Source organism: Roseateles sp., assembly GCF_031397715.1.
Classification (GTDB): domain Bacteria; phylum Pseudomonadota; class Gammaproteobacteria; order Burkholderiales; family Burkholderiaceae_C; genus Paucibacter_A.
Genome location: NZ_JANNMI010000381.1, coordinates 1 through 10,427 on the forward strand (window position 1 = coordinate 1; position 10,427 = coordinate 10,427).

The following is a 10,427-nucleotide window of genomic DNA, read 5'->3' on the forward strand; positions in this document are numbered from 1 at the left end:
GGCGTGATGACGACGAACCGACCGCCCACTCGCAACGGGTTACCAGCGACTCCGCACAAGCCCGGGCTGCCTGCGCGCAAGCTGCAGGTACCGCAGCCGTCGCCACACCTCCTGCAGCGCGCCGGCATACTGCGCGACTTGCCCGCGATACGGAGTGCAAGACTGGTGGTGATTCGCGCCCCAGCCGGTTTCGGCAAGACCACCGTGATGCTGCAGATGCGCGAGGCCATGACCGTCGCCGGCATCCGTTCGGCATGGCTGACGCTGGACGATCTGGACAACAATGTGCCGCGCTTCGCGTCCTTCATCGGCTCGCTGTTCGAACAGCTGACCCCCTCCCACACACTGGCGCCGCACGAGTCCCCCGGCGGCCAGACCGAGGCCGGATTTGGCCTGCTCGAACGCATCGCCAACAGCAGCGAGCCTTTCGCCGTGTTTCTCGACGATTTCGAGACTATCCATGACCCGGCCGTGCTGGCCATCACGCGCGAGATCATCGACAGCCTGCCGCCGGACGGTCAGTTGATCATCGGTTCGCGCGTGATTCCCGATCTCGGTCTTGCGCGCCTGCGCGCGCTTGGCCAGTTATTCGAGATCGAGCCGCGGCAACTGCGATTTTCGCGCGAGGAGATTGCCGAATACCTGGTGGAAAAGCGCGGGCTAAAGCTCCAACAATGCGATTTGAAGCACCTCTACAACGCGACCGAAGGCTGGGCGGCAGCGCTGTCGCTGGTATCGGTCTCTTTGGCGCGGCGCGAGGATCCGCGGCCGTTCATCGCCGGGTTCTCCGGCTCCAATGCCGCGCTGATGGATTATCTCAGCGCGGACGTGCTGAGCGGACTGGCGGAAGCGCCGCGCGTTTTTCTGCTCGAGACCAGCGTATTGTCCGAATTGAGCGCGCCGTCGTGCGACTGGCTGCGCGACCGCAGCGACAGCACCGAACTGCTGGCAGAGCTCGAACGCGCGCAGATGTTTCTGATCCCGCTCGACGCTCAGCGCCAGCTCTATCGCTATCACAGCCTGTTCGCCCAATTCCTGCGGGAGCAACTGCGCCGTACGTTTCCCGATCGTGTGGCCAGCCTGCACCGGGCCGCTTCGCAGTGGTGCCTCGATCATCAACGTCCGATCGCCGCGATTGAGCACGCCCTGGCCGGCGACGACGCGCAAAGCGCGATCGCGATCCTGTCCCAGTTCGCCCAGACCATCCTGCACGCCGGGCGCGCCCGGCTGCTGGCGCGCTGGCTACAGGCGATTCCAGCCTCCATGCTGGCCGACATTTCACAGCTGCGCGCGATTCATCTGTGGGCCCTGTTCTTTTCGCAGCAACCGGAGCAAGCCTTGTCGGACCTTGACGCCCTCGAGGCCGAGGTCGACCATGAGGTCCGACACCGATCCATCCACGACGACCTGCTGGCGCTGCGGCCCCTGCTGCTGCTGCGCATGGACCGCTTCGAGGAGGCTTTCGACATCGGCGTTCGCAACGTCGCACTGCTGATCGACCGAAACGCGTTCCCGTTCAGCATCCTCGCCAACTCCATCGCCACGATGCAGGTCGTCGAGGGCAAACAAAATGCCGCAACGCGCATGCTCGAAGAGGCCAGCGCGGTGGGGGCCGGCACTGCCAATCCGGTCGGCACAGTCTATTCGGCCTGTTGCGAGGGCGTCGTCGACCTGATGCAGGGTCGGCTGAGGCAGGCCGCCGCACGCTTCCGATTCGCCGAGCGAAGCCTGGAGCCGGCACTTTCGGTCGAGGACGTGAGCGGCAATGCGGTGGCGGGCCTGTTCTACGCCGTCGTCGCCTACGAGTTGAATCAATGGGAGGACGCGGGACGGCGACTCAGGCTGCACCTGCCGGCGATCAAGGAGCAGGGCTTCCCAGACCAGGTCATCGTCGGCTCCCTGGCGCTGGCGCGCATCGCCTTCTATCAGGGCGACATCGACGGGGCCTGGACCCTGCTTACCGAGCTTGAATATTTCGGCCGCCGCGAGCAATGGCCGCGCGCCGTGGCTACCGTGCGCATTGCCCGTTCACGGCTGCTTCAGCTACGCGGCGATGTTGCTGCTGCATCGCGCGAACTGGAACAGGCCGATGTGCCATTTCTGTGGGAACGGCTTGAGGGCTTTTCCATGATGTCCCACGATCTGGACTCCCTGCAGATTGCCCGCTTGCGCTTGATGGTGTACGAAGGAAGGGCCGACCGCGCCGTGCCCTTGTTGCGTGATGCGCGCGACCGCGCCCGGCAGGCGCACCGCTATCGCCGCGTCCTGCAGCTGCGCATCCTGCTGTCCATGGCGCTTCATGCGGCGAACATGCAGGAGGCGGCGCTTGAGGAGCTGCACCGGGCCCTGAGCGACGCCGGCGCCGAAGGATTCATCCGGCTGTTTGTCGACGAGGGCGACCGGGTGGCGGTGCTGCTCCAGCAATTGACCCGCGCATCCGACCAACTCGATGTCGCCCTGCCAACGCGGGGGTACATTGTGAAGCTGCTGGCCGCGTTCGGACAATCACGTGAGGAAAGCGGCCAGGCGCTGGCGCTGAGCGGAGCAGGCATGGCCGAGGCGCTGACGCGCAAGGAGTTCCAGGTACTGAAACTGCTGGGCGAAGGTTTGTCGAACGATGCAATGGCAACGGAGCTGCAAGTGCTGGATACGACCGTGCGTACCCATCTGCGCAGTATCAACGCGAAGCTTGGCGCCAACAACCGCACGCAGGCGGTATCCATTGCCCGCCGTCTCGGCCTGATTTCCTGATCTGGCATTTCCTCGTCGGTTCCGACGACGCGCCAGTACCCTGGCGATTTGTACTATCTCCTGACCGCACAACTTCAGGAGTGATCACGATGGAATATTTTCAGCCCTCGGCGCAGCAGCAGGAAATGCTGACACGGGTGAAAGCGCTCTGCGAAGAATGGATGCCGTTCATCAGCAAATGGGATCGGGAAGACAAGGCCCCCCTGCTCGACATGCTCAAGACCGCCGGCAAATACCAGCTGACTGGACTCATGGTACCGAAGCAATACGGCGGCCTTGATCTTAACGCCATCGACTACGCGCTGGCGGTCGAGCTGATGACCAGCATAAGCAAGTCGTGGCTGCCGTCGGAAGCCTTTTTCCGAACTTCGGGCCCCTGCCCGGCGATCATCATCGCCGCCGAGAACGAGGCCTGCCGGGCGAAGTTCCTGCCCGATATCGTGGCGGGCAGGAAAGCCGGCACCATCGCGCTGACCGAGCCCCTGCACGGATCGGACATGTCGGACCTGGAAACCACCGCGACAGAGGACGGCAACTACTTCATCTTGAACGGCAGCAAGCGCTTCATCACCGGTGCCACAGAGGACGACATATACGCCACCTTTGTGCGCTTCAAGAACATCCCGGGCTCAAAAGGCGTGGGCGCCATCATCGTCGAGAAGGGCCTGCCTGGCTTTCGCATGGAGAAGGGGCCCGAATTCATGGGTGCGCGCGCCACGCCGCATGGCAACCTGTTCTTCGAGGACTGTCGCGTGCCGAAGGAAAACCTTGTCCTGCGTGAAGGCAATTTCGCGCGGCTGATGCGCGCCTTCAACATCGAGCGCTTGCACAACTCGGCAGTTTCGGTAGGTTTGGGGCAAGGCGCGTACGACGAAGCAGTGGCCTATATCCGCAAGCGCAAGCAATTCGGTCGGCCCATCATGGAATTTCAGTCGATCTACCATACCATCGCCGAGATGCACATGGAACTCGAGGGGGCTCGTCTACTCATGCTCAAAGCGGCGCTGACGGCGGTCGATGGCAAGTTCCCGCGCGCGCTGGAGGTCAGCGTCGCCAAGACGGTGGCGAACAGGACCGGCCGCAACGTGTGTTTCAAGGCGATGCAACTGCACGGTGGTGATGGCGTCACCATGGACTACCCGGTGCAGCAGGCTTATCGTGACGTGGTGGTAGCCTCCTACGGTGGTGGCCTGCCTACGGTATTGAACAACATCATTGCCGGGGCCCTGTTGGGCGAAAAGTTCGACCAGCACAAGTAGCCGCTCGGCAGGCAGGCGGCCTGACTGCTGGAGTCGGATTTGCCAGGGCATTTCCATGAAGACCGACTGGGTTCTGTGCACCATCGTCAGCGGCGTTGCCACGATCACGCTCAACAACCCGCCGCTCAACGTCGTCACGCTCGGGCTCACCCACGCGTTGGGCGAAACACTCGATGCGCTGGCAAGCGATGAAAACGTGCGCGCCCTGGTGCTTACCGGTGCCGGCGAACGGGCGTTTTGCGCCGGCTCGGACATCGGCGAATTTACCCGATTCATGGCGCCCGGCCAGGTGGTACCCGGCAAGCTCGCGCGCCAAAACGCAGTATTCAGCCACCTCGCCACCTTCCCCAAGCCCACCGTGGCCGCCATCTCCGGCCTTGCGTTCGGTGGCGGACTGGAGATCGCCGTATGTTGTGACCTGCTTGTGGTCGAAGAACATACCCGCCTCGCGCTGCCGGAGATCAAGCTCGGCGTGTTCCCCAGCAGCGGTGGGCCGGTGCGCGTGACGCGGCGCATCGGCGCGGGCCGGGCGAAGGAAATGATGCTGCTGGGCGAACCGATCGATGCCGCCACCGCGCTCGCCTGGGGCCTGGTCAATCGCGTGGTGCCACGCGGGCGGAGTTTGCATGCCGCACAGGAGATAGCCACGGTGTTGGCCCTGCGAGCGCCGCGCGCGCTGCGCTACTGCAAGCGCGCCATCGACGTTGCTTTCGATACCACCGAGGACGACGCACTGCGCCAGGCCTTGGTGCTGAGCGACCTCGCCTTCAGTTCGACCGAATGCCGAGAAGGCGTGCGGGCTTTTCTCGCCAAGGAGACGCCGAGTTTCGGTCCCGACCGAGGTGAACGCGCCTGATCAGGGGCGCTCGAAAATCGCGGCCATGCCCTGGCCGCCCCCTATACACATGGATTCCAGGCCGTAGCGGCTGCCGCGCCGCTGCATTTCGTGGAGCAGGGTGGTCAGGATGCGCGCGCCGGTGGCGCCGACGGGGTGCCCCAGCGAGATGCCCGAACCGTTCACATTGATCCGCTCGCGATCACTCAACGCCAACCCCTTCAGCACCGACAGCACCTGGCAGGCGAAGGCTTCGTTGATCTCGATCAGGTCCATCGCGTCGAGCTTGAGTCCAGTCCTGTCGAGCAGGCGGCGTATCGCCGGAACAGGCCCTATGCCCATGTGCGCCGGATGGCAGCCAACGACTGTCCAGCCCACGAGAGTGGCCATGGGCTCCAGGTTCAAGGCCGCGAGTTTGTCCGCGGCGACGACCAGGCAAGCGGCTGCGGCATCGTTCTGCTGCGCCGCGTTGCCGGCGGTAACGGTGCCCTGGTCCACAAGCGGACGCAGCCTGGCCAGGCCTTCGAGACTGGTGTCGGCACGTATGCCCTCGTCCTGCATGAAGGAAACCGTTTCCCCGTTCTTCTGCGGCAGCAGGACCGGCACCACTTCCCCGGCAAACTTACCCGAGCTCCAGGCTGCGGCGGCGCGCTGCTGGCTGCTCATGGCGTAGGCGTCGGCTTCTTCGCGCGTGATCTGCCATTCGCGGGCGAGGTTCTCGGCGGTCTCGATCATGCCCGAGATGTGGCCGAAACGCTCGACCGGCTGCGAGCGCTCGCGGCCCCGATCCAGGCGGTCATGCAGTCGTGACGATCCGGAGCGCTTGCCCCAGCGCATGTCGGTCGTGTAGTACTCGATGTTGCTCATGCACTCGACGCCGCCGGCGATCACCACGTCGGCGACCTCGGACTGCACCATCATCGCCGCGGTGGCGATCGCCTGCAGCCCGCCACCGCAGCGGCGATCGAGCTGCATGCCGGGAACCTCGATCGGCAGGCCGGCTTCCAGCGCCGCCCAGCGGCCGATGCAGGGGTGCTCGCTGTTGGCGTAGGACTGCGCGAACACCACGTCTTCGACGCGCGCCGGGTCGAGTCCGCTGCGCGTGAGGATCTCGCGTACCACCACGGCGGCGAGCTGCGACGCCTCGAAGCCGCGCAAGGCGCCGCCAAATGCGCCGACCGCAGTACGCACCGGCGCGACGATTGCAACCTTTCTCATGACTGTCTCCTGTTCGGTAAGCGAGCGATGCGGCAGCAGCGGGCGTCAGAAAGAGCGCGGCAAGCCGAGCACGTGCTCGGCAACGTAACTGTAGATCAGGTTGGTCGAGATCGGCGCCACCTGGTAGAGCCGGGTCTCGCGGAACTTGCGCTCGACGTCGTATTCGCAGGCGAAGCCGAAGCCGCCATGCGTCTGCAGGCAGACATTGGCGGCCTCCCAGGAGGCCTTGGCCGCAAGATACTTGGCCATGTTGGCCTCGGCACCGCAGGGCTGCTTGTCGTCAAACAGGCGCGCCGCCCGGTAACGCATCAGGTTGGCCGCCTCGACCTCGATATAGGCGTCGGCGATGGGGAACTGCACGCCCTGGTTCTTGCCTATCGGCCGGTCGAACACGATGCGCTCGTTGGCGTACTTGTTGGCGCGGTCGATGAACCAGTAGCCGTCGCCTATGCATTCGGCGGCGATCAGGGTGCGTTCGGCGTTGAGCCCGTCGAGGATGTACTTGAAGCCCTGTCCTTCCTCGCCGATCATGTTTTCCGCCGGGATCTCCAGATCCTCGAAGAACAGTTCGTTGGTCTCGTGATTGACCATGTTCGCAATCGGCTTCACGGTCAACCCATGACCCAGCGCGTGGTGCAGGTCGACGATGAAGATGGACATGCCTTCGGACTTGCGCTTGACCTCGGCTACCGGCGTGGTCCGCGCCAGCAGGATCATCAGGTCGGAATGCTGGATGCGCGAGATCCACACCTTCTGCCCGTTGACCACGTAGCGGTCGCCGCGCTGCACCGCAGTGGTTCGGATCTTCGTGGTATCGGTGCCGGTGGTGGGCTCGGTCACCCCCATCGACTGGATGCGCAGCTCGCCTGCGGCGATCGGGGGCAGGTAGCGATCCTTCTGCGCCTTGCTGCCGTGCCGCAGCAGCGTACCCATGTTGTACATCTGGCCGTGCACCGCCCCGGAATTGCCGCCACAGCGGTTGATCTGCTCCATGATGACGCTGGCTTCGGTCAGACCGAGGCCATTACCACCGTATTCCTCGGGGATCATCGCCGCCAGCCAGCCCCCCTTGATAAGGGCATCGACGAAGGCTTCCGGGTACGCGCGCTGTTCGTCGAGACGGCGAAAATACGCGTCCGGAAACTGGCTGCACAGGGCGCGGATGGGGTCCCGTATTTCTTCAAAATCGTCTTGCAGCTTGGGCATCTGCCGTTCCTCGTAGGTCAAGAAGTAAAACGCGAAACGCAGTCTAGGATGGCCCGCCCCGGCAGCGCCTCGTCGAATCCGACGATTGCAGGCGACCCACGCCAAAGCATGATACGCATCAGGCTACCTGCAAACAGCTCTGGGGCAGTCAAACCACAGCGCATCGGCGGCCTCCCCATCCATCCAGAAACGAAGGAACATGCCAATGGGCAAAGCCGCTCCTGCCACAGCGCGCTACGCGTCGGGTGCCGTGATCGTCGCCGGCGGCTCCGGCGCCATCGGCGCGGCGATCTGCCGCCGCTTCGCCGCAGCCGGCGCCAACGTCGCATTGACCTACCATCGCGGCCTCGAGCGCGCCGAGAAGGTCGCCGCGGACGTGCGCGCCCTGGCCTGCGAAGCCCTGATCGCGCCGGTGGACCTGACCGACAAGACGGTGGTGCGCGATTTCATCCGCACCGCGGCCGAGCGCTTCGGCGGCATCCATACGGCCGTCTACGCTGCCGGCCCGATGCTGACCATGCCCCACATCAGCCATTGCGACCCCGACGACTTCCGCGCACACGTCAGCATCGACCTGTTCGGCTGCTACAACATCCTGCAGGGCAGTCTGTCCGAACTGCGCAAGAGCCGCGGCTCGGCGATCTCGGTGGGCACGCCGGCCATCCGTCGTTATGCCGCCAAGGACTTGCTCTCGTCCGCGCCCAAGGCGGCGATCGAATCCATCATTCGTGGTATCGCCTGCGAGGAGGGACGCTACGGCATCCGCGCCAACATGGTGGGCGTGGGTGTGATCACCGACGGCATGTACAGCGAACTGGTAGGCAACGGCGACTTTACCGACAAGTGGCTGGATGCGACCAGGAAGATCCTGGCGCTGCGGCGTCTCGGCACCGCCGAAGATATCGCCGAGGCCATCGAGTTCCTCGCCTCCGACCGGGCCAAGTTCATCACCGGCCAGACCCTGATGGTCGACGGCGGTTACGCGCTCTGATCGCAGCTTCTGGACTAGATCTTGGGCGCGGCGAAAACCGCTTCACCCTGGATCTTGACCTGGCCATCCTGATTGGCCGCGCTGAGCGCGACGCGCACCTCGACGCCATCCGCGCCCGCCTCTACGGCGACGACCCGTCCGCTGCAATGCACGATGTCGCCCAGGTGCGTGATCGCAACGAAGCGCACGTTCAGGGTACGCATCCAGGGTTGCGGCGCCCAGCCGGTCAACAGACGCGCCAGGTAGGCGGTCGACAGCATACCGTGCGCAAACACGTCATCCATGCCGGCGCGGCGCGCGAAGTCGAGGTCCACGTGGATCGGGTTGTGGTCGCCAGAGGCACCGCAATAGAGCGCCAGCGTGGTGCGCGTGATCGCCTCGCTCACCAGCGGCGGCAGCGTATCGCCGACGCGTGCGGCGGCAAGAATCTTTGGCACTGCCATGTTGTCAGCCATTGCGTACCACCGTCGTGTTGCGTAGTTCGGCGACCGGTTCCCCGCGCTGGTTGGTGATGTGCACCGCCTTGACGACGAATTCCAGCGCGCCGTTCTTCTTGTCGTAGATGTCCTCGATACGCGCCGCGAAACTCAGGCGATCGCCGGCGTAGGCCATGCGGTGGTAGACAAATTGCTGCTCGCCATGCAGCACGCGCCCGATGTCGATGCTCAGCAACTCACGCATCACGTTCGGATTGGGCGAGCCCATTTCCAGGCAGAAGAAGAAGGTCGGCGGCACCGGGATAGCCGGATACCCGGCCTGCCACGCCGCTTCCAGGTCGCGATAGACCGGATCGGTCTGGCCCGTCGCCTTGGCGAAGAAACTCAATCGGCCGGCTTCCACGTCCACCGCAAAACGCGGCAGTTCGTGACCGATGAAACGGTGATCAATCATGCGTCGACTTCCATTCTTGCAAGCTAGCCGTGGCGGCGACCGAAGAAGAAGGCTGGCTGCATTTCGACCGCACGACCGGCCATAAGCCCACCATCGACAACGAGATTGTGCCCGGTCACGAACTTGCCCTGCTCGCTGGCCAGGAACAGCGCCGCATTGGCGATGTCCTGCGGCTGGCCCATCTGCTTCAGTGGCTGTGGTCCGATCAGGGCATCGCGCATCCGCTTCGCCTTTCCCGCTACCTCCTCGGGGGTCCCCGTCAGGGAACTGGTCGCCAGCGGTGTGGGCATGAAGCCGGGGGAGATCGCGTTGACGCGGATGTTGTCGGGCGCGACTTCCAGCGCGACCGAGCTGGTCAAGTGGATCACCGCCGCCTTGGCCGTGGCATAGGCGTGTGCCCCGTAGCCAGCCCGCATGCCGGCGCCGCTGCCGATGTTGATGATGCATCCGCCGCCCGCCTTGCGCAGCGCTGGAACGGCCGCCCGGCAACCGAGGAAGACGCCCTTCAACAGTATCCTGAAGGTCTGGTCCCAACCATCCGCGTCGAGCCCGTCGATCGGGCCGAAGACGCCAGCGTAGCCGGCATTGTTGACCATGATGCCGAGCCCGCCGAAACTCTCGACGCAGCGTGTGACAGCGTTTTCCAGGTCGGCCTGTTCGCCGACATCGGTGCGCACGAACAATGCGGCGGCGCCGAGTTCCTTGGCCAGCGCCTTGCCACCCTCCTCCGCGATGTCCGCGATGACGACGCGCCCGCCACATTCCACGAAGCCGCGCGCGATCGCGGCACCGATGCCGCTGGCAGCGCCGGTGACAATTGCTGCTCTACCCTTTAGATCCGTCATGATGTTCTCCTTCGTTGGTTGGTCTGCTTGAGTCCTTGCTGCACCGCCCGCCCCTGGCTAGCCGGAGGCCTTCTGCGCCAGTTCGTCGATCATCGTCAGATAGACGAATTTCTCGCCGGCAGCCCACATGATCTTTCCGCCGCTCTTCAAGAATTTCCAGCCGTCTGGTGTCTGTTTGTAGGTATGCAGATACCAGCTCGCGTATGGCTTCTCTATCGACCAGCCACTGCACTTGCTTCTGAAGCTCCGTTGGAATGCCATTCATCTGCTTGCCCTCCATGAGTTGGTAGATCACGTCCAGACGGGTCAGTCGCGTCGTTGTGACTGACTGACCCATTCGCAGCCGCGGTGACTCATATTGTGTATCACCGCGTCAAATCGTCGAATCCGACAAAAACCGTAGCCTCATCGACAGACTTGCGTTCGGACAC

10 protein-coding genes are annotated in these 10,427 nt (G+C 64.2%); 4 read left to right on the forward strand and 6 right to left on the reverse strand.

All coding sequences use genetic code 11. The annotated features are described in order from the left end of the window. The first annotated feature begins 165 nt into the window (after positions 1–165). The 3 genes from RMO57_RS16435 to RMO57_RS16445 all read left to right on the forward strand — a co-directional run bounded on the left by RMO57_RS16435 (position 166) and on the right by RMO57_RS16445 (position 4,866). Positions 166–2,751 (forward strand): LuxR C-terminal-related transcriptional regulator, encoded by a 2,586-nt coding sequence (locus RMO57_RS16435; RefSeq protein WP_310388419.1) that lies wholly within the window; start codon positions 166–168, stop codon positions 2,749–2,751. Between the two features lie 89 nt (positions 2,752–2,840). Further along, a complete protein-coding gene (locus RMO57_RS16440) occupies positions 2,841–4,010 on the forward strand; it encodes an acyl-CoA dehydrogenase family protein (protein WP_310388420.1) in 1,170 nt (389 codons plus the stop codon). 55 nt (positions 4,011–4,065) lie between these two features. Next, a complete protein-coding gene (locus RMO57_RS16445; protein WP_310388422.1) occupies positions 4,066–4,866 on the forward strand; it encodes an enoyl-CoA hydratase/isomerase family protein in 801 nt (266 codons plus the stop codon). Here RMO57_RS16445 and RMO57_RS16450 read toward each other — a convergent pair whose 3' ends face one another. Further along, positions 4,867–6,063 carry an acetyl-CoA C-acetyltransferase gene (locus tag RMO57_RS16450; RefSeq protein ID WP_310388424.1) on the reverse strand — a complete coding sequence of 399 codons (1,197 nt, stop codon included), beginning with the start codon at positions 6,061–6,063 and terminating at the stop codon, positions 4,867–4,869. A gap of 45 nt (positions 6,064–6,108) precedes the next feature. After that, complete coding sequence (locus tag RMO57_RS16455; protein ID WP_310388426.1) at positions 6,109–7,269, reverse strand: acyl-CoA dehydrogenase family protein; 1,161 nt, start codon at positions 7,267–7,269, stop codon at positions 6,109–6,111. A 205-nt stretch (positions 7,270–7,474) separates the two neighbouring features. On the opposite strand from RMO57_RS16455, the gene RMO57_RS16460 reads away from it, so the two are divergent. Beyond that, positions 7,475–8,260, forward strand: coding sequence for an SDR family NAD(P)-dependent oxidoreductase (locus tag RMO57_RS16460; RefSeq protein ID WP_310388428.1), 786 nt, complete (start codon positions 7,475–7,477; stop codon positions 8,258–8,260). A gap of 14 nt (positions 8,261–8,274) precedes the next feature. On the opposite strand, the gene RMO57_RS16465 is transcribed toward RMO57_RS16460, so the two are convergent. Genes RMO57_RS16465 through RMO57_RS16480 form a run of 4 tightly spaced genes read right to left on the reverse strand, consistent with a single transcriptional unit; the run spans position 8,275 to position 10,257 of the window. Continuing rightward, positions 8,275–8,715: a MaoC/PaaZ C-terminal domain-containing protein gene (locus tag RMO57_RS16465; RefSeq protein ID WP_310388430.1), complete on the reverse strand. Its 441-nt coding sequence runs from the start codon at positions 8,713–8,715 to the stop codon at positions 8,275–8,277. Next, positions 8,708–9,151 carry a MaoC family dehydratase N-terminal domain-containing protein gene (locus RMO57_RS16470; RefSeq protein ID WP_310388432.1) on the reverse strand — a complete coding sequence of 148 codons (444 nt, stop codon included), beginning with the start codon at positions 9,149–9,151 and terminating at the stop codon, positions 8,708–8,710. The genes RMO57_RS16465 and RMO57_RS16470 overlap by 8 nt, the downstream gene beginning before the upstream one ends. Before the next feature lie 23 nt (positions 9,152–9,174). Continuing rightward, positions 9,175–9,996 (reverse strand): glucose 1-dehydrogenase, encoded by an 822-nt coding sequence (locus RMO57_RS16475; protein WP_310388433.1) that lies wholly within the window; start codon positions 9,994–9,996, stop codon positions 9,175–9,177. A 57-nt stretch (positions 9,997–10,053) separates the two neighbouring features. After that, positions 10,054–10,257 (reverse strand): hypothetical protein, encoded by a 204-nt coding sequence (locus RMO57_RS16480; protein ID WP_310388435.1) that lies wholly within the window; start codon positions 10,255–10,257, stop codon positions 10,054–10,056. Positions 10,258–10,427: the final 170 nt, after the last annotated feature.

Coding starts and splice junctions, on each gene's coding strand:
- RMO57_RS16445 (WP_310388422.1), top strand. CDS start 4,066: ATGAAGACCGACTGGGTTCTGTGCACCATCGTCAGCGGCGTTGCCACG.
- RMO57_RS16470 (WP_310388432.1), bottom strand. CDS start 9,151: ATGATTGATCACCGTTTCATCGGTCACGAACTGCCGCGTTTTGCGGTG.
- RMO57_RS16465 (WP_310388430.1), bottom strand. CDS start 8,715: ATGGCTGACAACATGGCAGTGCCAAAGATTCTTGCCGCCGCACGCGTC.
- RMO57_RS16450 (WP_310388424.1), bottom strand. CDS start 6,063: ATGAGAAAGGTTGCAATCGTCGCGCCGGTGCGTACTGCGGTCGGCGCA.
- RMO57_RS16455 (WP_310388426.1), bottom strand. CDS start 7,269: ATGCCCAAGCTGCAAGACGATTTTGAAGAAATACGGGACCCCATCCGC.
- RMO57_RS16480 (WP_310388435.1), bottom strand. CDS start 10,257: ATGGCATTCCAACGGAGCTTCAGAAGCAAGTGCAGTGGCTGGTCGATA.
- RMO57_RS16440 (WP_310388420.1), top strand. CDS start 2,841: ATGGAATATTTTCAGCCCTCGGCGCAGCAGCAGGAAATGCTGACACGG.
- RMO57_RS16475 (WP_310388433.1), bottom strand. CDS start 9,996: ATGACGGATCTAAAGGGTAGAGCAGCAATTGTCACCGGCGCTGCCAGC.
- RMO57_RS16460 (WP_310388428.1), top strand. CDS start 7,475: ATGGGCAAAGCCGCTCCTGCCACAGCGCGCTACGCGTCGGGTGCCGTG.